The organism is Mesorhizobium sp. NBSH29 (assembly GCF_015500055.1).
Lineage (GTDB): Bacteria > Pseudomonadota > Alphaproteobacteria > Rhizobiales > Rhizobiaceae > Neomesorhizobium.
Map to the genome: position 1 here is coordinate 2,753,682 of NZ_CP045492.1, position 21,621 is coordinate 2,775,302.

The window sequence follows — 21,621 nt, forward strand, 5'->3', positions numbered from 1 at the left end:
TTCAAATTAACCAGAAGCCTTGCGTGTAGGAAGAATCTGGCTAATACGGTATTCTGAATTTACCGCTACGCCGGGTTTCTCGCCGTGGGGACTACGAGAGCATAGGGTTTTGGGAAGTAAATGAAGCCAGCATCCAGATTCACAAGCGCCGTATCAGCGGCAGCTTTGTCCGCCGCACTGGTGGTACCAGGCGCAGTTGCCGTTCAAATGGCGACGCTGTCTGTTGCTCAAGCCGCTGTGGTGCGCAGTATTGATGTGCAGGGAAACAAGCGCGTCGATTCTGAGACGGTGCGCAGCTACCTCGGCATCACGCCAGGCAAGAATTTCTCCAACGCCGACATTGATGAAGCGGTAAAGCGCCTGTTCGCCACCGGCATGTTCTCGGACGTGCGCATCAACCAGTCTGGTTCCACGCTTGTTGTTCAGGTCGACGAACTGTCGATCGTCAATCAGGTGCTGTTCCAGGGCAACAAGAAGATTAAAGATGTTCAGCTGGCACAGGCCGTCCAGCTGAAGCCGCGCGCTGCTTTCTCCAATGCAGCGCTTGAAGCCGACGCCGACGCCGTGCGCCAGGCTTACAGCCGCATCGGTCGTGACGACGCCACGGTCACCACGCAGGTGATGGATCTGGGTGAGGGCCGCGTCAACGTGGTGTTCGAGATCGCCGAGGGCGACCGCACCAAGATCGCCCGCATCGATTTTTCGGGAAACAGCGCGTTCTCCAACCGCCGCCTGGCCGAAGTCATTTCGACAAAGCGCTCCAATGTCCTCTCGTTCCTGATGCGCGACGACGTCTATGACGAAAACCGCATCCGCGCCGACGAGGAAGCGCTGCGCCGCTTCTACTTCAACCGCGGCTATGCCGACTTCCAGGTTATCTCCGCAAACGGCGTGCTGGATGAGGCGACCAACGAATATGTCGTTTCGATCACCGTCGATGAAGGCGCGCGCTACACGTTTGGCGACATCACCGTCGAAAGCACGATCGAGGGCGTTGACGGCGAATCGCTGCGCGGTCAGCTGCAGACCAATGCAGGCGCCGTCTACAGCGCCAAGAAGGTCGAGGACACGTTGATCGGAATTACCGAGCATGTGGCCGGCCTTGGTTATGCCTTTGCGCAGGTCACCCCGCGCGGCGACCGCAACTTTGAAAACAACACGATTTCCGTCGCCTACACGATCGACCAGGGTGCCCGCACCTATGTTGAGCGCATCGAGATCCGGGGCAATGCCCGTACACGTGACTATGTCGTGCGCCGCGAGTTTGATGTCTCCGAAGGTGACGCTTTCAACCAGGTTCTGATCCAGCGCGCCAAGAAGCGCCTTGAGCGTCTGGGCTACTTCCAGTCGGTCGAAATTTCGACCACGCCGGGCTCAGAGCCTGACCAGGTTGTTCTGGTGGTTGATCTTGTCGAGCAGTCGACCGGTGAGTTCTCCATCGGCGCCGGCTACACCACCGGTGGCGAATCATCTGGGCCTTCCGTGGAAGCCTCGATCACCGAAAAGAACTTTTTGGGTCGCGGTCAGTACATCAAGGTTTCGGCCGGTGGCGGCGAAAACTCGCGCGATTTCACGGTGTCGTTCACCGAGCCTTACTTCCTCGGCCGCCGTGTTGCGGCTGGCTTTGATGTGTTCCGGCAGACCCGCCGCTACACGAACTATGAGAGCGAAACGACGGGTGGCACGGTACGCATCGGTCTGCCGATCACCGAAACACTGTCGACTCAGTTCGCCTACAATCTGTCGCAGGAAAAATACAATCTGCGCGATCGTTGCGACGAGAACGGGGACGGGTTTCCTGACGCAGGTTGCAGCATTTCATCGGCTATTGTTAATGGCGTGCAGAACAGCCCATGGGTAAAGTCGTCGGTCAGCGGCACGCTGCTCTTCAACAATATCGACAACATGAAGGACCCGCATTCCGGCCTCTACGCAACCTTTACGACCGAATTTGCTGGTCTGGGTGGCGATGCCGAATTCCTGAAGCTGACGGGCCGTGCGACCTACTATCATACGATCTCGGAAGAGATGAACATTGTCGGTCTGTTGAGCGGTGGTGCTGGCCATATTGCGCCGACCGGAGATGGCGAACTGCGCATCTTTGATCACTTCAAGAGCAATGATCGCATCATTCGCGGTTTCGAGTTCAACGGCATCGGACCTTACGACAGCGCAACCAAGGATCACCTTGGCGGCACGACCTACTTCCATGCCTCGGCGGAAGCGCAGTTCCCGCTGCCGCTCATTCCAGAGAGCTTTGGCGTCAAGGGCGCGATATTTGCTGATGCCGCCACGCTCTATGGCAGCGACCTGAACTTCGCGGAGCTTTCCGGTACGGCCATGGAATGGCGTGCTTCCGCCGGTGCCGGCCTGATCTGGGCCTCGCCATTCGGCCCGTTGCGTGTAGATTACGCAATTCCGCTGAAAAAGGTCGAAGGCGACGAAGAGCAGAATTTCAATTTCGGCATCTCGACCAAGTTCTAAACGGTCGGACTGTGCTTCCGGGCTTATTTGGCCCGGAAGAAAAGGTATTTATGACAGACCCGGTCTTTTTCGCGCCGTCGCGCCGGTATTCCGCCGCTGAGATAGCGACGCTGACCAATGCCGAATTGCTCGACGCCAGCCATGCCGATGTAATGGTTTCCAACATTGCCCCCGCTTCTGTCGGCGGTGCAGGCATGCTCATCTACGTCGATGGAAAGCGCAATGCAGCGCTGCTCCAGGGCCGTACAGCCGCTGCCATTCTGTGTAGCGCTGATTGCGTCAAGCTGGTACCAGCAGGCATTGCCATCCTGGTGTCTCAAAAACCACAGCAGGCTTTCGCCAAAATTGGACGATTGATGCATCCGGGCGCTGCGACGCCGTTGCCGCTGACCGGCGAGACCGGAGTGTCCAAGAAGGCCAATATTTCATCGAAGGCCAAGATCGAGCCCGGTGCTATCGTGGAAGCGGGAGCCAGTATCGGCCCCGGCGCTGCCATCGGCAGTGGCACCGTCATTGCGCCAAACGCGGTGATCGGTGCAGGTGTTCAGATCGGTCGCGATGGCTTTATCGGCCCCGGGGTTAGCGTCCAGTTCGCCCTTCTGGGCAACCGCGTCATCATTCACGGCGGCGCCCAGATCGGTCAGGACGGATTTGGCTTCGTCGGTGGTCCAACCGGCCCTGAGCGCATCCCCCAGATCGGCCGCGTTGTGATCCAGGACGATGTCGAGATCGGCGCCAACACCACCATCGACCGGGGCGCCATGTCGGATACGGTGATTGGCGAGGGCACCAAGATCGACAATCTCGTACAGATCGCCCACAACGTGAAAATCGGCCGCGGCTGCATCATTGCAGGCCATTGCGGACTTTCAGGTTCTGTCACACTGGGCGATTTCGTCATGCTGGGTGGCAGGGTTGGCATCGCCGATCATATTTCCATTGGCTCGTTCGCACAGGTTGCAGCCTCGTCCGGCTTGATGCATGACATCCCGCAGGGCGAACGTTGGGCCGGATCACCGGCCCGGCCCATGCGTGAATTTTTCAAAGAAGTTGCCGCCCTTCGCGGGCTGACCAAACCCAGGAAGGCAAACGATGATGGCTGATCCGGCCGATACCGTTTTGGAGACGGTCGACATCAATGAGCTGATGCAGCTGCTGCCGCATCGCTATCCGTTTCTGCTGATCGACAGGGTGATCGACATTAATGGCGACGAATCGGCCGTCGGCATCAAGAACGTCACCATCAACGAGCCGCATTTCGAAGGTCATTTCCCCGGCCATCCGGTGATGCCCGGCGTCCTGATTGTCGAGGCGATGGCGCAGACCGCCGGCGCGATCTGCATCAAGAAAAACGCCAGTGGAGACGGCCCGACGCTGGTCTATTTCATGACCATCGACAAAGCCAAGTTCCGCCGCCCGGTGGTGCCGGGAGACCGGCTTGAGATCCATGTACGCAAGCTTAAGCAGCGCAGCGGTATCTGGCGCTTTGCCTGTGAAGCGAAAGTTGACGGTGTAAAAGTCGCCGAAGCCGAAATTTCGGCGATGATGACGCCAAAGCTCGCCAAATGACGGCCCATCCCATGACTGACAGCAAGCAAGCCTTTATCCACCCCATGGCAGTGGTCGAACGCGGCGCCGAGCTTGGCGCAGGCGTCCACATCGGTCCATTCTGCCACGTCAGCGCCGGCGCGCAACTGGGCGACAATGTCGACTTGGCAAGCCATGTGGCGATCCTCGGCACCACGATCATCGGCGCGGGAACAAAAGTCTTCCCGCAGGCAGTGCTTGGTGCGCCGCCACAAAATGCCAAGCATACAGGCGGACCTTCACGGCTGATCATCGGCGCGAACTGCACCATCCGCGAAGGCGCGACGATGCATGCCGGCACCGATTCCAGCCGGGCAGAAACCCGCGTGGGCGACAATGGCAATTTCCTTGCCTACACCCACATCGCGCATGACTGCATCGTTGGCGACAACGTCACCTTCGCCAATGGCGCGACGCTGGGCGGCCATTGCGAGATCGGCAATTTCGTCAACATTGGCGGGCTTACGGCTATCCATCAATTCGTGCGCGTCGGCGACCGTGCTTTCGTCGGCGGATTTTCAGGCATTGTCGGCGACGTCATCCCTTATGGCATCGTATCGGGCAGCCGCGCTAAATTGCGCGGGCTCAACATTGTCGGCATGAAGCGCTCGGGCATGAGCCGACCTGACATCCATGCGCTGCGCGCGGCTTATCGGGTGATTTTTGACCGCACGCGACCGCTCGCTGAAAACCTTGAGGCCGCCAAAACCCAGTTTGAAGCGGACTCCATTGCCTGGCAGATCATCTCCTTCATGAACAGCAAGGAAAAGCGGCAGTTCACCGTTCCTCCCGTTGGCGGCCTTGCCGATGACGGCAGTGACGATGACGATTGAACAATCTGATGGTGCGCACCGGCTAGGACCGGGTGATCGCTTCGCGCTGATCGCGGGAAGCGGACGATTGCCGCTTAGCGTCGCAGAAGGGCTTGCAAAAGCCGGAACTCCGCCCTTCGTGCTGATAGTTGGCGGGCAGGGCGTCGATCCTGAAGCCTACGCAGCCTATGAACACCAGACCCGCACACTGGAAGAGATCGGTGATCTGGTCGCCTTTCTAAAGAGCCGTGGTGTCACCCATGTTGTCATGGCGGGTGGCATTGCCGGCCGCCCTGAAATTCGCAAGATCAAATGGCGCGTCGGGCTGCTTGCGTTCCTGCCAAAACTATTTTTTGCCCTGATGACCGGCGATAATGCGCTGCTAAGCACTTTGGTGCGCCATCTGGAACAGAGGGGGCTGAAGGTAGTGGGCGCTCATACGATTTTGCCCGATCTTTTGGCTCAGCCCGGTGTCATGACTCGGACAAAACCAAAAACCTCAGACCAGCGCGATATCGCAGCCGCCCATGAGGCTGCCCTGGCCATCGGGCGGCTCGATATTGGCCAGGCTGCCATCGCCATTGGCGGTCGTGCCGTGGCGCTGGAAGGGGTGGAGGGAACCGACGGCCTTCTGGAACGCACCATCGGCTTGCGCAACAATGGCCGCATAGCTGCGAAAAAGCGCGGCGTGCTGGTCAAATGCACAAAGCCCGGCCAGGAGTTGCGCGCCGACTTGCCCACCATCGGACCACGAACCATAGAAGATGCGCACAAGGCAGGCCTTTCTGGCGTTGCGGTCGAGGCCGGACGGGCATTTGTGCTTGAATTTGGCAAGACAATAGAGCTTGCCGACAGTCTTGGGCTTTTCATTGTCGGGCTTAAGGACAAGCGGCCATGAGCGCGAGCCGTCCGCTGCGTGTAGCGGTGATCGCCGGCGAGGAGTCCGGTGACCTTCTGGGCGCCGATCTCTGCCGCGCACTGGAGGCTTCGAGCGGCGGTCCCATCGAGCTTTTCGGCGTCGGAGGCAGGCATCTGGCGACACTTGGCCTCGACACAATGTTCGATCCCTCCGCCATCGCACTAATGGGTGCAACCGCCGTGATAAAGGACCTGCCGCGGCTTCTGGTCAGGATCAGCACCACGGCAAAAGCCATTGTTGCAGCCAAGCCCGATTGTCTGATCACCATCGACAGCCCGGAATTCACGCTGCGCGTGGCTAAAAAAGTACGCGCCAGAAATCCCGATATCCCAATCATCCACTATGTCTGTCCGAGCGTCTGGGCCTGGCGGCCTGAGCGCGCGCCGGCAATGCGCGCTTGTGTCGATCATGTTTTGTGCATCCTGCCCTTTGAGGCAGCAGCGCTGAAGCGGCTGGATGGACCGCCTGGCACCTATGTCGGCCACCGGCTGGTCTATGAGCCTGGCGTGCTGCACGCGGCCCGCCACCAGGCCAACCGCCGCAAACCCTCGCCGGTGGAGGACAAGACATTGCTGGTGTTGCCGGGATCGCGCCGCAGCGAGGTCAGCGGACTGATCAAAACCTTTGGCGAGACTGTCGACATCCTGTACGAGCGCGGCCGGACGCTGCGGGTCTTGATACCGACCGTGCCGCATGTTGCGGAAATGGTCGAGAAGGCCACCGCCAAATGGCCGGCTGCACCCGAGATCATCCTTGATCCGGCGCGCAAATGGCAAGCGTTTGGGGAGGCAGACGCAGCTCTGGCAGCATCCGGCACCGTATCGCTGGAACTGGCGCTCTGCCGCGTGCCGCTGGTTTCGTGCTATCGCAGTGACCGGTTGATGCGATTGATGACGCACCTCATCACCACCTGGTCCGGTGCCTTGCCAAACCTCATCGCCGACCGGGCGCTGGTGCCGGAGTATTATGACACCACCATCCGCCCCGGCCTGCTCGCCCGCCAGATGGAACAGCTGATGACGCCAGACAGTGACGCGCGCATGCTCCAACTCAATGGCTTTGCCGATGTGGCCCGCCGCATGGCGACCAAACGCAGGCCCGGCACTGCTGCCGCAGAAATCGTGCTCCGCTATATAAGGGGTAGGGGAAAACCTAGCACTGACCGCTGGACCCCACCGCCAAGCCCGGGTCAGCAGTGACAATTCAGGCCCACGCAGCCAAAACCATTGCACCGACTCGTTTCTTTCTCTAAAGGCCCGCCATGAAGACCACCACCCATTCCGACACCATCCTCATCATCGATTTTGGCAGCCAGGTAACCCAGCTGATTGCCCGGCGTATCCGCGAAGCGGGTGTGTTTTGCGAGATCGTTCCCTTCCAGTTGGCCGAGGACGCGTTCGCGCGGATCAAACCCAAAGCGGTGATCCTTTCGGGCGGTCCGGCTTCTACCAACGACATCGGCAGCCCGCGTGCGCCGCAGATCATTTTCGAGTCAGGCATTCCTGTTCTCGGCATCTGCTATGGCCAGATGGCGCTGTGCGTCCAGATGGGCGGCGTTGCCGAAGCATCCAGCCATCGCGAATTCGGCCGTGCCTTTGTGGAAGTGCAAAAAGACTGCCCGCTATTTGATGGCATGTGGACAACCGGCCAGCGCCACCAGGTGTGGATGAGCCATGGCGACCGCGTCATTTCATTGCCGAAAGGCTTTGAGGTCTATGCCAAGTCGGAAGGCTCTCCCTTTGCGATCTTCGGCGATGCAGCCCGCAAGATGTATGGCTTGATGTTCCATCCAGAAGTGGTGCACACGCCGGACGGCGCGCGGCTTCTGCAGAATTTCGTCCACAAAGTTGCCGGCATCAAGGGTGACTGGTCGATGCATGCCTATCGCGAACATGCGGTGGAAGCCATCCGCAGCCAGGTGGGTTCCGGCAAGGTTATCTGCGCCCTTTCAGGCGGTGTGGACTCGTCCGTTGCCGCATTGTTGATCCACGAAGCAGTGGGAGACCAGCTGACGTGCATCTTGGTCGACCACGGCCTGATGCGCAAGAATGAGGCTTCTGACGTCGTCGCCATGTTCAACGAGCACTACAATCTGCCGCTGATCCGGGTCGACGCCGCAGACCGCTTCATCGACGCGCTGGAAGGCGAGGTCGATCCGGAAAAGAAACGCAAGACCATCGGCCGCCTTTTCATCGAAGTGTTCGAAGAAGAAGCCGAGAAACTGGGCGGCGCAGATTTTCTGGCCCAGGGCACGCTCTATCCTGATGTCATCGAAAGCGTGTCCTTCACGGGTGGCCCCTCCGTCACGATCAAGTCGCACCACAATGTTGGTGGCCTGCCCGAACGCATGAACATGAAGCTGGTGGAACCGCTGCGCGAGCTGTTCAAGGACGAGGTGAGGGTGCTTGGCAAGGAGCTGGGCCTGCCCGATAGCTTCATCGGCCGCCATCCATTCCCGGGCCCGGGCCTCGCTATCCGCTGCCCCGGTGGCCTGTCGCGCGAAAAACTCGAAATCCTGCGCGAAGCAGACGCCATCTACCTCGACGAAATTCGAAAAGCCGGTCTCTACGACGCCATCTGGCAAGCCTTTGCCGTGCTGTTGCCAGTCCAAACCGTCGGCGTTATGGGCGATGGCCGCACCTACGAATTCGTCTGCGCACTGCGCGCCGTCACCTCCATCGACGGCATGACCGCAGATTTCTACCCCTACGACATGGAATTCCTCGGCCGCGCCGCCACCCGCATCATCAACGAGGTGAAGGGGATCAATCGCGTGGTCTATGACGTGACATCAAAGCCACCCGGGACAATAGAGTGGGAATGATTTCGAACGTCGGATCGCACGCAGGATATCTAAACAAAACGATGGCATCCCGTAGTGGGCGTGTTCCTCATACGCTTAAATGCACTGCCCATGCCGCTTCCTGGACGTTCACGGCGTGCAGGACAGGATTATCGACGTATTTGTCTGTGGTTAGAAGACTTCGATACTGAGTCAGCGGTAGGTTTGACATGAGGCCGCTTCGACTGAGCGCTTTTTACCCACCTTTGCCGCCAGTTCCCGGGCAGCGTGCCTTCATTTTGGGCACTGGCGCTCTATCTCACCCTTCCGGAGGGTCATTTTAGCGATTGCGCTTGCTTTTCGGGCACCGCGCCATTGAAATGGCTTCATAGGGGAGATGTGAGTGACAGCATTCGATGAGATGCACCCCGACGGAAGCGGGCTGCGGGGGGCGTATACCGCATACGATCGCTGGTTCCAGGTGCAGGACCCGAAGCGCCTGTCCGAAAAGATGATCGATGCCGAGCGCGTCTTTCGCAAAACCGGCATTACCTTTGCTGTCTATGGTGAGGAGGAAGCGGCTGAACGGCTGATTCCATTCGATATCGTTCCCCGTATCATTTCGGGGTCGGAGTGGCGGCGCGTTACCCAGGGCATCGAACAGCGGGTGCAGGCTCTCAATGCCTTTCTCGACGATATCTACCACCGCCAGGAAATCATCAAGTCGGGCCGGATTCCGAAATCGCTGATCGAATCCAACGCGGCATTTTTGCCAGAAATGATCGGAATGCGCCCGCCAAAAGGCGTTTATACCCACATTATCGGCGTCGACATCGTGCGCATTAGCGAAGATGAATTCTACGTTCTGGAAGACAATGCACGCACGCCGTCGGGCGTTTCCTACATGCTGGAAAACCGCGAGACGATGATGCAGCTGTTCCCCGAGCTGTTCCAACGCATCAAGGTGCGGCCCGTCGAAAACTACCCGCAGCTTCTGCGCCAGTCGCTCGCCGCAACCAAGCCCGATTCCGTGCGTGATGCGCCGTGTGTCGCCGTCCTGACGCCTGGCAGCTACAATTCAGCCTATTTCGAGCACGCATTCCTTGCCGACCAGATGGGTGTGGAACTGGTCGAAGCCCAGGATCTGCGCGTCATCGACGGTCATGTCGCGATGCGCACCACGGAGGGCTACAAGCAGATCGACGTGCTCTACCGCCGTATCGACGACGCCTACCTCGATCCCCTGAGCTTCAATCCCCACTCAACGCTCGGTGTGCCGGGGATCATGGATGTCTACCGCGCCGGCAATATTACGATTGCCAATGCGCCAGGAACCGGTATTGCCGATGACAAGGCGATCTACTCCTACATGCCTGAAATCATCGAGTTTTATACCGGACGCAAGGCGATACTCGGCAACATCCCGACCTGGCGTTGCTCGGAATCGGACAGCCTGAAATATGTCCAGGAGAATCTCGCTGATCTGGTGGTGAAGGAAGTGCATGGCTCCGGCGGCTATGGAATGCTCATCGGACCGACATCGACGCGCAAGGAGCGCGAGGACTTTTCGAAAAAACTGGCAGCGCGCCCGTCAAATTACATCGCCCAGCCGACACTCTCCCTCTCAACGTGCCCTATCTTGACCGCGAAGGGTCTGGCGCCGCGCCATGTCGACCTCAGACCCTTTGTATTGGTGTCTGACCGCATCCAGATCGTTCCGGGCGGGCTGACACGTGTGGCGCTGAAGCAAGGCTCTCTGGTGGTGAATTCATCCCAGGGCGGCGGCACCAAAGATACGTGGGTACTCGATGACTGAGATCGCCCGCGCCCCCGCGTTCCTCCCGACCGCTCCGCTTCGCACTGGCAAGGGATACTAGGATGCTGCTCGGTCGCACCGCCAATGGGCTGTACTGGATGGGCCGCTACATCGAGCGTACCGAAAACATGGCACGGCTGCTGGATGCCGGCCTTCGAATGGCATTGACCCGTTCTGCCAATCCTTCCGAAGAATGGAATTCCGTCCTCCTCAGCGCTGGTGCTGAAGAAACATTTCGCAGCCGGTATGGCGAGGTGAGTGGCGAGGCGGTCGCTGATTTTCTGTTGCGCGACCCTGCCAATCCCTCAAGTGTGGTGTCCGCCATCGAGACGGCGCGCATCAATGCCCGCATGGTGCGCACGGCTCTGACCCGGGAGACCTGGGAAAGCATCAACGAAGCCTGGATGGCGCTGAAGCGCATGTTGGCGCAACCGGTTGACCAGACCGAGCTGCCAACAGTTCTCGACGCAATCAAACGCGAAACCGCGCTGATCCGTGGTTCGTTCCACGGCACCGCGCTGCGCAACGAAAACTTCGATTTTGCCCAGATTGGCACCTTTATCGAGCGCGCCGACAACACCGCACGTATTCTCGACGTCAAATATTATGTGTTGTTGCCCTCGATTGCCTGGGTGGGTTCGACACTCGACAATTATCAGTGGGAATCGATTCTGCGCTCGGTGGCAGCGCACCGTTCATACCGCTGGGTCTATGATGCGGATTACCGACCGACCAACATTGCCGACTATTTGATCCTCAACGGACGGATGCCGCGCTCGCTCGCCTATTGCTACCAGAACATCGCGCACAGTCTGGCGTTCCTGGAAAAGGATTACGGCACCCGCCATGTGTGCCACGATACCCTGGACCGGACGATGGCTACACTGACGGAAGTCTCGATCAAGGACGTGTTCGACACTGGACTGCACGAATTTCTGACCGGGTTTATCCAGGACAATAACCGCCTCGGCGCCGAGGTAGCGCAGAGCTACCGTTTCAACTGACCAGAGAGCAGAAACGACACCGACATGTTGTTGAAGGTTTCCCACCGCACCGAGTATCACTACGACGCGCCGGTGCTATATGCGCTGCAGCGGGTGCGGCTGGTGCCCTATAGCGGCACCACCCAGACTGTAAAATCATGGGCCCTCAACATCGAGGGTGCCCGCGAGGAGGTGCGGTACACCGACCAGTTCGGCAATGATACGCGTCTGCTCAGTGTTGAAGGCGCGCCGAACCGGATCAGCGTCGAGGCTACCGGCGAGGTCGAAACCTACAACACCGCCGGTGTGATGGGCGCGCATCTTGGCTTTGCGCCACTTTGGCTGTTTCGTTCAGAAACGGCGCTGACGACAGCGGGTGAGGGCATCCGCGCATTGACCGGCGAGGCGGGGGATGGCACCGAACTGGAACGGCTGCACCGGCTGATGGGCGCCATCCATACGCGTGTCGAGTTCATTCCAGGTGTCACTGACTCTGACACGAATGCCGAGGAAGCCCTGCAACAGGGTAGCGGTGTTTGCCAGGACCACAGCCATATATTCATCACCGCTGCCCGCCTGCTCGGCTTCCCGGCCCGCTATATCAGCGGCTATCTTATGATGGATCACACGGTTGAGCAGACCGCTACCCATGCCTGGACGGAAGTGAATGTGCCCAACCTCGGCTGGGTCGCCTTTGATGTCGCCAACGGCATCTCGGCCGACGAGCGCTATCTGCGGATCGCTACAGGCCGGGACTATCGGGATGCCATGCCTGTTTCGGGAATAAGACTCGGCCAGGCCAGCGAACGGCTTGCGGTTCACATCACCGTAGAGCAGTAACTTCCCGAAATAACCTGGAGGGATTCGATGACCTATTGCGTCGGCCTCAAGATCGACCGCGGCCTAGTGTTCATGTCGGACACCAGAACCAACGCCGGAATTGACGCAATTTCCACGTTCCGAAAAATGCATGTGTGGGAAAAGAAGGGCGATCGCGTGATCGTTCTGATGGCGGCCGGCAATCTCGCCACCACGCAGGCTGTCGTCAGCCTGCTGGAGGAGCGGTCGAAAGCGATGGCCGAGCGCGCGCCCACCATCATGGAAGCGCCGTCAATGTATCAGACCGCGCGGCTTGTCGGGGATACGGTCAAGGAAGTGATTGCTACACATGCCGACGAGGGTGAGCGCGCCGATTCCTATTTCAACGCGTCTTTTGTTCTGGGCGGGCAGATCGCCGGCTCCGATACAAGGCTGTTCCAGATCTATCCGGAAGGCAATTTCATCGAATGCAGCGAGGACACGCCCTTCTTTCAGATCGGTGAAACCAAATATGGAAAACCGATCATTGTTCGCGCCTATGACAGCGATATGAGTTTTGCCGAAACCGCCAAGTTACTGATGGTGTCGTTTGACTCGACACTCAAATCCAACCTTTCAGTCGGCCTGCCACTCGACATGATGTTTTACGAGAAGGATGCGCTGGAAGTGGGCTTTACCAAGCGCATTGCGCTCGACGACCCCTACTACCGCAAGATCTCTGAAGGCTGGTCGGATGCATTGAAGAACGCATTCAAAAGCCTTCCGGATTTCGTCGAGGAATAGCGCCAGAACGGCAAGTCGCCTGAATAGCATTGACTTCCGGCTGCTTTCGTTTTCACTATGATGGTGAAAGAAACGAAAGTGGGAGGCTTTCTATGTTCTTGACACCACGCCATTCAGAAATTGTGCAGATGGCAAAAGACCAGGGCAGGGTGCTGGTCGATGACCTTGCAGCCCATTTTTCAGTGACGCCTCAGACGATACGCAAAGATCTCAATGATTTATGCGATCAGCGCCTGCTCAGTCGTGTCCATGGCGGGGCGCTTTTTCCGTCCGGTATCGAAAACATGGAGTATGAAGAGCGGCGCAAGATTGCCGCCGACGAAAAGGATGCCATCGGCAAGGCCGCCGCACGGCTGATCCCGGACAAGGCTTCGTTGTTCATCAATATTGGCACCACTACGGAAGCGGTAAGCAAGGCATTGCTCGATCACCGCGGACTGATGGTTATTACAAATAACATCAATGTTGCCAATAGAATGCGGATTTATCCGGAGATCGAGGTGGTGATCGCAGGTGGTGTGGTTCGCGGCGCCGACGGGGGCATTGTCGGCGAGGCCGCGGTTGATTTCATCAAGCAGTTCAAGGTGGATTACGCGGTGATCGGCGCTTCGGCGATTGACCATGACGGGGCTCTTCTGGATTTCGATTTTCGCGAGGTAAAGGTGGCGCAGGCCATCATCGCCAACGCCCGTCATGTCATCCTGGTTTCGGATGCGACGAAACTGGAGCGAACCGCACCTGTCCGCATCGGGCATTTGTCTCAGGTCGATACCTTCATTACCGACCGATGCGACATTGAATCGGTGCGCGCAATCTGTCGTGAAAATGAGGTGGAACTGCTGGAAACGCGTCGCTGAGCAGGCGCATCTTGTTCGCTTCACGAGATTTCGTTTGACATTCGTTCTGAGTTCGAAAATATTCTCTTATGCTTTCGCAACGGCAAATAATGCTGCACTGCGAAAGTGTGGGAGGATATGTGGAAGAAAATCCGATCCATGACATCTTTGTCATCGGCGGCGGCATCAACGGATGCGGCATCGCCCGCGACGCTGTTGGCAGAGGGTATTCTGTCTATCTGTGCGAGATGAATGATCTTGCCAGCGGCACGTCTTCGGGATCAACCAAGCTCATTCATGGCGGCCTGCGTTACCTCGAACATTATGAGTTCCGGCTGGTGCGCGAATCCCTGATGGAGCGCGAGGTTCTCTGGAAGAACGCGCCGCACATCATCTGGCCGATGCGCTTTGTCCTACCTTATGCGCAAGGGCTGCGTCCCGCCTGGCTGATCCGGCTCGGCCTTTTCCTCTATGACCATATTGGCGGTCGCAAGGCGCTGCCCGCGACGAGAACGCTCGACATGTCCGTCGATCCTTCCGGCAAGCCGCTGAAAAAATTGTTCAAAAAGGCATTTGAATATTCTGATTGCTGGGTCAATGACGCGCGGTTGGTCGTACTCAATGCGCGTGATGCGGCAGATCGCGGCGCCACAGTGCGCACCCGCGCCAAGGTGGTAAGCGCGCGGCGCGACAGGGATCACTGGGTCATCGGGGTGGAAGACACCCGCAACGGCGTGACAGCTGACGTGAGGGCGCGTCTCATCGTCAATGCTGCAGGACCATGGATCGACCATGTGCTCACGGCCGCGGTCGGTCAAAACGATGTTCACAATGTCCGCCTTGTTCAAGGTAGCCATATCGTGGTGCCCAAGAAATTCGAGGACCCCCGCGCCTATTTCTTCCAGAACAAGGATGGGCGCATCATTTTCGCCATCCCTTATGAGGATGATTTCACGCTGATCGGCACCACCGACCGCGACTATGACGGTGATCCGCATTCTGTGACGATTTCGAACCAGGAAACTGACTATCTTTGTGCTGCAGCCAGCGAGTATTTTTCGGCGCCGGTGAGACGCGAGGAGATCGTTTGGACCTATTCGGCGGTGCGGCCGCTTTATGATGACGGCGCCTCGAAAGCACAGGAAGCCACCCGCGACTATGTGCTGAAGGTCGAGAATGGCGACGACAGTGCTCCCATCATCAACATCTTTGGCGGCAAGATCACCACCTACCGGCGCCTCGCCGAGGCGATGATGGAAAAGGTGGAGGGCCTGCTCGGCAAAAAGGGAAAACCCTGGACGTCAGGCGCTTCGCTCCCCGGAGGGGATTTCCCCGCCCAAGGGTTTGATTCTTTGGTGAAATCGCTGAAGGACGCCTATCCGTTCGTGGATCTGGTGCATGCCCGCCGGCTGGCCAGACTCTACGGCACCCGTGCGAAGGCGGTGCTCGGCGTTGCCAGGTCGAATGCCGATCTGGGCCAGAAATTCGGGGCCGACCTTTACGAGGCCGAAGTGCGCTACCTTGTGGAAAATGAATGGGCTGTGACCGCCGAAGACGTGTTGTGGCGGCGCACCAAGCGCGGCCTGCGCCTGTCGGCTGAAGAGGCCAACCGGCTTGAACAATTCATGCAGGGTCTGGCTGGCACACAGTCGGCTGCGGCGGAATAGGGGCGCGCAAAAAAATGCTTGAATTGAGAAACGTATCGAAAGTCGTCAGCGGCCAGAAACACATTCGCGATGTGTCGCTGACGCTCACTCATGGGTCGCTCAACGTCCTGTTGGGACCCACCCTTTCAGGCAAGACGAGCCTGATGCGGCTGATGGCGGGGCTGGATGTGCCGACTTCCGGATCCATCTGGTTTGATGGCGTCAATGTCACTGGGATGCCGGTGCAGAAGCGCAACGTCGCGATGGTCTACCAACAGTTCATCAACTATCCGGCAATGACGGTCTATGAAAACATCGCCTCGCCGCTCCGCGTTGCCGGTGCACCGGCCGACAAGATCAAGTCCGAGGTGCACCGTGCCGCAGAACTGCTGCGTCTCACACCCTATCTGGACCGCACGCCACTCAACCTTTCCGGCGGCCAGCAGCAACGCACTGCGCTGGCGCGCGCCATCGTGAAAAATGCGGGCCTGGTGCTGCTCGATGAGCCACTGGCCAATCTCGATTACAAGCTGCGCGAGGAACTGCGCGCCGAGCTCCCGAAAATCTTTGCCGAGGCCGGTACGATCTTCGTCTATGCAACGACCGAGCCGCATGAAGCACTGCTGCTAGGTGGCCACACGGCAACCCTTTCGGAGGGCCGGGTGACGCAATATGGACCGACGATTGACTCGTTCCGCAAGCCAGTCGATCTGATCACGGCCCAAACCTTCGCCGACCCGCCGCTCAACACTATCGTTCTGCGCAAAAAGGGTAGCGGCTTCGAGCTTGATGGCGGCATCACTCTGCCAGTGCCCCAACAGCTTAAGGGGGTTTCAGACGGGATCTACACGGTCGCGTTTCAACCGCATCATTTGGCTCTGTCAGCCACGAGCGCCAATGCGGTGCCGGTGAAGGCAAAGGTCACCGCAACCGAAATCACAGGTTCGGAAAGTTTTATCCGGCTCGATTTTGCTGATGCGCACTGGATTATGCTGGCGCATGGCATTCATCATTTTGAAGACGACCAGATGATCGATGTGTTTATCGATCCGCGCCATCTGATGGTGTTTGATGGCGATGGCCGCGCGGCCGCTGCAACTGCTGCGCTGGCGGCTTAGGAGGGCGGCATGGCAAGGATCGATCTCAATCACATTCGCCACTCCTACCTGCCCAACCCGCAGGCTGATGCGGATTACGCGCTGAAGGAGGTCGACACATCGTTTGCCGATGGCGGCGCCTATGCGCTGCTCGGCCCCTCTGGGTGCGGCAAGACCACGCTCTTGAACATCATTTCGGGCTTGCTGCGCGCTTCGCATGGCGAGCTTCTGTTTGATGGCAGGTCAGTCAACGATCTGTCGACGCAAGAGCGCAATATCGCCCAAGTGTTCCAGTTTCCGGTCATCTACGACACCATGACCGTCTACGATAATCTGGCGTTTCCGCTGCGCAATCGCGGCGTGGCCCGCGCCGATGTCGATCGCAAAGTGCGCGAAATTCTCGCCATGATCGACCTCGAATCCTGGGCTGAAAAGAAGGCACGCGGTCTGACCGCCGACCAGAAGCAGAAGATCTCGCTTGGCCGTGGTTTGGTGCGCTCAGATGTCAACGCCATCCTGTTCGATGAGCCGCTGACCGTCATCGATCCGCATATGAAGTGGGTCCTGCGTTCGCAGCTCAAGCAGCTGCATCGCAAGTTCGGTTACACAATGGTCTATGTGACCCATGACCAGACCGAAGCGCTGACTTTCGCCGATAAAGTCGTCGTCATGTATGATGGCGAGATCGTCCAGATTGGCACCCCGGACGAGCTCTTCTCGCGGCCAAGCCACACCTTTGTCGGCTATTTCATTGGCTCGCCCGGCATGAATGTCATGCCGGTGGATATCAGTGGCACCGAAGCACGCATAGGCGCGCAGACGATCAAGCTTCCCGGCGCAGTAAGCGCTGGAAAGAGAAGCGGCCAGACCGAGCTGGGCATCCGGCCTGAGTTCGTCAAGCTTGGTACCAAGGGGATGCCGGTCTCCATCAGCAAGGTTGAAGATATCGGCCGCCACAAGATCGTGCGCGCTAGCCTCGATGGCCGTGATCTTGCAGCCATCATCAGTGAAGACGCGGAAATCCCTTCCGATCCGCATGTCACATTCGATCCGGAAGGCATCAACATCTACGCCGGTTCCTGGCGCGTCGAGATGGGAGCCTGAGTATGGAAAAGACCTGGAACAACAAAGCCTGGTTTATGGTTCTGCCAGTGCTGCTCCTGGTGGCGTTTTCAGCCATCATTCCGCTGATGACGGTGGTCAATTATTCTGTCCAGGACACGTTTGGAAACAACGTCTTCTTCTGGGCCGGCGCGGAATGGTTTTCTGAGATCTTGCAGTCGGAACGGTTCTGGTCCGCAATGGGCCGAAACCTTGCATTCTCGGGCATCATACTCGCAATCGAGGTGCCACTCGGCATTTTCATCGCTCTCAACATGCCCAAAAAGGGCTGGGGCGTGCCCGTCTGTCTGGTCCTCATGTCTTTGCCTCTACTCATTCCCTGGAATGTCGTTGGCACGATATGGCAGGTCTTTGGCCGCATCGACATTGGCCTGCTTGGCTATTCGCTCGCCAAGCTCGGTATTGACTACAACTACGTCAACGATCCCTTTGACGCCTGGATGACTGTTATCGTCATGGATGTCTGGCACTGGACCAGCCTTGTCGTGCTGCTTTGCTATGCCGGCTTGGTGTCCATACCAGATGCCTACTATCAGGCGGCAAAAATTGATGGCGCATCGCGCTGGGCGATCTTCCGTTTCATCCAGCTGCCCAAAATGAACCGCGTGCTGCTCATAGCCGTGCTTCTCAGGTTCATGGATAGCTTTATGATCTACACTGAACCTTTCGTCGTCACTGGCGGCGGCCCCGGCAACTCCACCACCTTCCTGTCAATCGACCTCGTGAAGATTGCCGTTGGCCAGTTCGATCTCGGGCCAGCCGCTGCCATGTCGCTTGTCTACTTCCTCATCGTGCTCCTGCTTTCATGGGTGTTCTACACGGTGATGACCAACTTCGATGCGGAGCGATAAAATGGCGAGCAAGAACACTGCCGCCAATGCGGATAACGACACGTTGAACCGCCAGGCGGAAGCCCGCGCGACTGAAGGCAATCTCTCCCAGGCCGACATCGGCAAGCGGATGCGGCGTCGTGGCGATGAATCGCGCTTCTGGTGGTTGGTGCCGACGATCTACATCATCTTCCTGATGCTGCCGATCTATTGGCTGATCAATATGAGCTTCAAGACCAACCAAGAAATTCTGGGCGAGTTTTCACTCTACCCGCAAAGCCCGACATTGCAGAATTACGCGGTCATCTTCACGGATCCATCGTGGTATAAGGGCTACATAAATTCCATCATCTATGTGGTGATGAACACGGTGATATCGGTTCTGGCCGCACTTCCCGCAGCCTACGCATTTTCGCGCTACCGGTTCCTCGGTGACAAGCATCTGTTCTTCTGGCTGCTCACCAACCGCATGGCACCGCCCGCCGTATTCGTGTTGCCATTCTTCCAGCTGTATTCGGCTTTCGGCCTGATCGATACGCATATTGCGGTCGCTCTCGCGCACTGCCTGTTCAACGTGCCTCTCGCCGTCTGGATCCTGGAAGGCTTCATGTCGGGCGTGCCCAAAGAAATTGACGAAACAGCCTATATTGACGGCTATTCGTTCCCGCGCTTCTTCATCAAGATCTTCACTCCGCTTATTGCCAGCGGCATCGGGGTGGCAGCCTTCTTCTGCTTCATGTTCTCATGGGTCGAGCTGTTGATTGCCCGCACCTTGACGACAACCGACGCCAAGCCGATCGCAGCTATCATGACACGCACGGTCTCCGCCTCGGGGCTTGATTGGGGTGTGCTGGCTGCAGCCGGTGTGTTGACCATTATTCCCGGTGCACTCGTCATCTGGTTTGTCCGCAATTACATCGCCAAGGGCTTTGCCCTGGGGAGGGTTTGATTATGAACTTTTCCTGGATGGCATGGACGCTGCCGACCGCGACCTTCTTCATCACAATTGCCTGCCTTTTGATCGGCATGGCTGTGTGGGAATATTTTTCGCCAGGCGGCAATCCGCGCGTCGGCATTCTGCGCTTCGAGACGACACGCGGTGATCGTCTCTTCGTTTCGCTGCTTGGCAGCGCCTTTATCCATCTCGCTTGGCTGGGTCTTGTTGGACCCAACCTGTGGTGGGCTCTCGCTCTCTCGATGGTCTATGCCTTGGGCGTATTCCGGTTTGTGTAGAGGGGGAAACTGTTGGGGTGGCCGCGTGCCGGTGGCCTTTCCAAATGCACTTGAAACCTTAAGGGAGGAAACCCAATGCGACGGCAAATTCTAACATCAACGAGCGTCATCGCGCTCATGCTGGCTTCAGGCCATGCCTGGGCAGGCATGGATGAGGCGAAGGCCTTTCTAGATACCGAAATCAAGGAACTCTCGACACTCGATCGCGGCGCTCAGGAAGCCGAGATGCAGTGGTTCATTGATGCGGCGAAACCGTTCGCCGGGATGGACATCAAGGTCGTTTCTGAAACGATTGGCACGCATGAATACGAATCCAAGACGCTTGCCAAGGCTTTCACAGACATCACAGGCATCAAGATCACCCATGATCTGATTGGTGAAGGCGATGTGGTGGAGAAGCTGCAGACCCAGATGCAGTCGGGCGAGAACATCTATGACGCCTACATCAACGATTCCGACCTGATCGGCACGCACTGGCGCTACCAGCAGGCACGCAGCCTGACCGACTGGATGGCCAATGCGGGCAAGGATGTCACCAATCCAAAAATCGACATCGACGATTTCATCGGCAAGTCGTTTACGACTGCACCGGACGGCCAGCTCTATCAGTTGCCCGACCAACAGTTCGCGAACCTCTACTGGTTCCGCTATGATTGGTTCAACGACGAGAAGAACCAGACCGACTTCAAGGCAAAGTACGGCTATGACCTCGGCGTTCCTGTCAACTGGTCGGCCTATGAGGATATCGCCGAATTCTTCACCGGTCGCGAAATCGACGGCAAAAAAGTCTATGGGCACATGGACTACGGCAAAAAAGATCCGTCACTCGGCTGGCGCTTTACCGATGCCTGGCTGTCGATGGCTGGCAACGGCGACAAAGGCATCCCGAACGGTTTGCCTGTCGACGAATGGGGAATCAAGGTTGACGAGAAGTCTCGTCCAGTGGGTTCCTGCGTTGCACGCGGCGGTGACACAAACGGTCCAGCAGCGGTCTATTCCATCGAGAAATATCTGGATTGGATGAAGGCCTACGCACCGCCGGAAGCCCAGGGCATGACCTTCTCTGAATCCGGCCCAGTGCCGGCCCAGGGAGCCATTGCCCAGCAGATGTTCTGGTACACTGCCTTCACCGCCGACATGGTCAAGCCGGGTCCGGTTCTCAACGACGATGGCACCCCGAAATGGCGGATGGCACCGAGCCCGCATGGCGTCTACTGGAAAGACGGCATGAAGCTTGGCTATCAGGATGCCGGCTCGTGGACGCTGATGAAGTCCACCCCCGACGACCGTGCTAAGGCGGCCTGGCTCTATGCCCAGTTCGTCACGTCCAAGACCGTCGATGTGAAGAAGAGCCATGTTGGCCTGACCTTCATCCGTCAGTCGACGCTTGACCATGCGAGCTTCACAGAGCGGGCTCCAAAGCTCGGCGGACTGATCGAGTTCTACCGTTCGCCTGCTCGCCTCCAGTGGTCGCCAACCGGCACCAACGTGCCTGACTATCCAAAGCTGGCACAGCTCTGGTGGCAGGCAATCGGTGACGCTTCGTCGGGCGCCAAGACGGCACAGGCTGCGATGGACTCGCTCTGCGCCGAACAGGAAAAGGTCATGGAGCGTCTCGAGCGCGCCGGCATCCAGGGCGATATTGGTCCGAAGATGGCAGAAGAGCACGATCTCGAATACTGGAACAAGGATGCGGTCTCAAAGGGCAACCTTGCGCCGCAGCTGAAGATCGAGAACGAGAAAGAACAGCCGATGACCATCAACTACGATGAACTGGTCAAGAGCTGGTCCAAGTAAGCACGCGCGGATAATGCGCATTGCTGAATGAAATGAGGGGAGGCGGCTTAAACCGGCTCCCCTCGTCCTGTCACG

19 protein-coding genes are annotated in these 21,621 nt (G+C 58.1%); all 19 read left to right on the forward strand.

Features of this window, described 5'->3' with window-relative positions:
• Positions 1-120: 120 nt before the first annotated feature.
• The 19 genes from bamA (at position 121) to GA830_RS13830 (ending at position 21,546) form a co-directional block, all read left to right on the forward strand.
• Positions 121-2,484 (forward strand): outer membrane protein assembly factor BamA, encoded by a 2,364-nt coding sequence (gene bamA / locus GA830_RS13740; protein ID WP_195162387.1) that lies wholly within the window; start codon positions 121-123, stop codon positions 2,482-2,484.
• Positions 2,485-2,534: 50 nt separating this feature from the next.
• Positions 2,535-3,587, forward strand: a complete 1,053-nt coding sequence (gene lpxD / locus GA830_RS13745) for a UDP-3-O-(3-hydroxymyristoyl)glucosamine N-acyltransferase (protein ID WP_195162388.1) — start codon at positions 2,535-2,537, stop codon at positions 3,585-3,587.
• Positions 3,580-4,053: a 3-hydroxyacyl-ACP dehydratase FabZ gene (gene fabZ, locus GA830_RS13750; RefSeq protein ID WP_195164953.1), complete on the forward strand. Its 474-nt coding sequence runs from the start codon at positions 3,580-3,582 to the stop codon at positions 4,051-4,053. Before lpxD ends, fabZ begins: the two co-directional genes overlap by 8 nt.
• A gap of 11 nt (positions 4,054-4,064) precedes the next feature.
• The gene (gene lpxA, locus GA830_RS13755; RefSeq protein WP_195162389.1) at positions 4,065-4,904 is read left to right on the forward strand and encodes an acyl-ACP--UDP-N-acetylglucosamine O-acyltransferase; all 840 of its coding nucleotides are present in this window, start codon (positions 4,065-4,067) and stop codon (positions 4,902-4,904) included.
• Positions 4,894-5,781 carry an LpxI family protein gene (locus tag GA830_RS13760; protein WP_195162390.1) on the forward strand — a complete coding sequence of 296 codons (888 nt, stop codon included), beginning with the start codon at positions 4,894-4,896 and terminating at the stop codon, positions 5,779-5,781. The genes lpxA and GA830_RS13760 overlap by 11 nt, the downstream gene beginning before the upstream one ends.
• The gene (gene lpxB, locus GA830_RS13765) at positions 5,778-7,001 is read left to right on the forward strand and encodes a lipid-A-disaccharide synthase (protein WP_195162391.1); all 1,224 of its coding nucleotides are present in this window, start codon (positions 5,778-5,780) and stop codon (positions 6,999-7,001) included. The genes GA830_RS13760 and lpxB overlap by 4 nt, the downstream gene beginning before the upstream one ends.
• A gap of 62 nt (positions 7,002-7,063) precedes the next feature.
• Positions 7,064-8,626: a glutamine-hydrolyzing GMP synthase gene (gene guaA / locus GA830_RS13770; protein WP_195162392.1), complete on the forward strand. Its 1,563-nt coding sequence runs from the start codon at positions 7,064-7,066 to the stop codon at positions 8,624-8,626.
• Positions 8,627-8,987: 361 nt separating this feature from the next.
• Positions 8,988-10,400 (forward strand): circularly permuted type 2 ATP-grasp protein, encoded by a 1,413-nt coding sequence (locus tag GA830_RS13775; RefSeq protein WP_258045435.1) that lies wholly within the window; start codon positions 8,988-8,990, stop codon positions 10,398-10,400.
• A 62-nt stretch (positions 10,401-10,462) separates the two neighbouring features.
• Entirely contained in the window at positions 10,463-11,404 is a 942-nt protein-coding gene (locus GA830_RS13780; RefSeq protein ID WP_195162393.1) for an alpha-E domain-containing protein, read from the forward strand.
• Between the two features lie 24 nt (positions 11,405-11,428).
• Entirely contained in the window at positions 11,429-12,223 is a 795-nt protein-coding gene (locus GA830_RS13785) for a transglutaminase family protein (protein ID WP_195162394.1), read from the forward strand.
• Positions 12,224-12,250: 27 nt separating this feature from the next.
• Positions 12,251-12,985 carry a proteasome-type protease gene (locus GA830_RS13790; RefSeq protein WP_195162395.1) on the forward strand — a complete coding sequence of 245 codons (735 nt, stop codon included), beginning with the start codon at positions 12,251-12,253 and terminating at the stop codon, positions 12,983-12,985.
• 92 nt (positions 12,986-13,077) lie between these two features.
• Positions 13,078-13,842 (forward strand): DeoR/GlpR family DNA-binding transcription regulator, encoded by a 765-nt coding sequence (locus GA830_RS13795; RefSeq protein WP_195162396.1) that lies wholly within the window; start codon positions 13,078-13,080, stop codon positions 13,840-13,842.
• Positions 13,843-13,961: 119 nt separating this feature from the next.
• On the forward strand, positions 13,962-15,488 hold the full coding sequence (glpD, locus tag GA830_RS13800; RefSeq protein ID WP_195162397.1) for a glycerol-3-phosphate dehydrogenase: 1,527 nt from the start codon (positions 13,962-13,964) through the stop codon (positions 15,486-15,488).
• A 14-nt stretch (positions 15,489-15,502) separates the two neighbouring features.
• Entirely contained in the window at positions 15,503-16,585 is a 1,083-nt protein-coding gene (locus GA830_RS13805; RefSeq protein ID WP_195162398.1) for an ABC transporter ATP-binding protein, read from the forward strand.
• 9 nt (positions 16,586-16,594) lie between these two features.
• Positions 16,595-17,668, forward strand: coding sequence for an ABC transporter ATP-binding protein (locus GA830_RS13810; protein WP_195162399.1), 1,074 nt, complete (start codon positions 16,595-16,597; stop codon positions 17,666-17,668).
• Between the two features lie 2 nt (positions 17,669-17,670).
• Positions 17,671-18,537, forward strand: coding sequence for a carbohydrate ABC transporter permease (locus GA830_RS13815; protein WP_195162400.1), 867 nt, complete (start codon positions 17,671-17,673; stop codon positions 18,535-18,537).
• A gap of 109 nt (positions 18,538-18,646) precedes the next feature.
• Positions 18,647-19,465, forward strand: coding sequence for a carbohydrate ABC transporter permease (locus tag GA830_RS13820; protein ID WP_195164955.1), 819 nt, complete (start codon positions 18,647-18,649; stop codon positions 19,463-19,465).
• Positions 19,466-19,467: 2 nt separating this feature from the next.
• A complete protein-coding gene (locus GA830_RS13825; RefSeq protein WP_195162401.1) occupies positions 19,468-19,749 on the forward strand; it encodes a DUF2160 domain-containing protein in 282 nt (93 codons plus the stop codon).
• Between the two features lie 75 nt (positions 19,750-19,824).
• Positions 19,825-21,546, forward strand: a complete 1,722-nt coding sequence (locus tag GA830_RS13830; protein WP_195162402.1) for an ABC transporter substrate-binding protein — start codon at positions 19,825-19,827, stop codon at positions 21,544-21,546.
• Positions 21,547-21,621: the final 75 nt, after the last annotated feature.

Excerpts from the sequence above, each read along its gene's own strand:
- bamA (WP_195162387.1), top strand. The coding sequence starts at position 121 with ATGAAGCCAGCATCCAGATTCACAAGCGCCGTATCAGCGGCAGCTTTG.
- lpxD (WP_195162388.1), top strand. The coding sequence starts at position 2,535 with ATGACAGACCCGGTCTTTTTCGCGCCGTCGCGCCGGTATTCCGCCGCT.
- fabZ (WP_195164953.1), top strand. The coding sequence starts at position 3,580 with ATGGCTGATCCGGCCGATACCGTTTTGGAGACGGTCGACATCAATGAG.
- lpxA (WP_195162389.1), top strand. The coding sequence starts at position 4,065 with ATGACTGACAGCAAGCAAGCCTTTATCCACCCCATGGCAGTGGTCGAA.
- GA830_RS13760 (WP_195162390.1), top strand. The coding sequence starts at position 4,894 with ATGACGATTGAACAATCTGATGGTGCGCACCGGCTAGGACCGGGTGAT.
- lpxB (WP_195162391.1), top strand. The coding sequence starts at position 5,778 with ATGAGCGCGAGCCGTCCGCTGCGTGTAGCGGTGATCGCCGGCGAGGAG.
- guaA (WP_195162392.1), top strand. The coding sequence starts at position 7,064 with ATGAAGACCACCACCCATTCCGACACCATCCTCATCATCGATTTTGGC.
- GA830_RS13780 (WP_195162393.1), top strand. The coding sequence starts at position 10,463 with ATGCTGCTCGGTCGCACCGCCAATGGGCTGTACTGGATGGGCCGCTAC.
- GA830_RS13785 (WP_195162394.1), top strand. The coding sequence starts at position 11,429 with ATGTTGTTGAAGGTTTCCCACCGCACCGAGTATCACTACGACGCGCCG.
- GA830_RS13790 (WP_195162395.1), top strand. The coding sequence starts at position 12,251 with ATGACCTATTGCGTCGGCCTCAAGATCGACCGCGGCCTAGTGTTCATG.
- GA830_RS13795 (WP_195162396.1), top strand. The coding sequence starts at position 13,078 with ATGTTCTTGACACCACGCCATTCAGAAATTGTGCAGATGGCAAAAGAC.
- GA830_RS13805 (WP_195162398.1), top strand. The coding sequence starts at position 15,503 with ATGCTTGAATTGAGAAACGTATCGAAAGTCGTCAGCGGCCAGAAACAC.
- GA830_RS13810 (WP_195162399.1), top strand. The coding sequence starts at position 16,595 with ATGGCAAGGATCGATCTCAATCACATTCGCCACTCCTACCTGCCCAAC.
- GA830_RS13815 (WP_195162400.1), top strand. The coding sequence starts at position 17,671 with ATGGAAAAGACCTGGAACAACAAAGCCTGGTTTATGGTTCTGCCAGTG.
- GA830_RS13820 (WP_195164955.1), top strand. The coding sequence starts at position 18,647 with ATGCGGCGTCGTGGCGATGAATCGCGCTTCTGGTGGTTGGTGCCGACG.
- GA830_RS13825 (WP_195162401.1), top strand. The coding sequence starts at position 19,468 with ATGAACTTTTCCTGGATGGCATGGACGCTGCCGACCGCGACCTTCTTC.
- GA830_RS13830 (WP_195162402.1), top strand. The coding sequence starts at position 19,825 with ATGCGACGGCAAATTCTAACATCAACGAGCGTCATCGCGCTCATGCTG.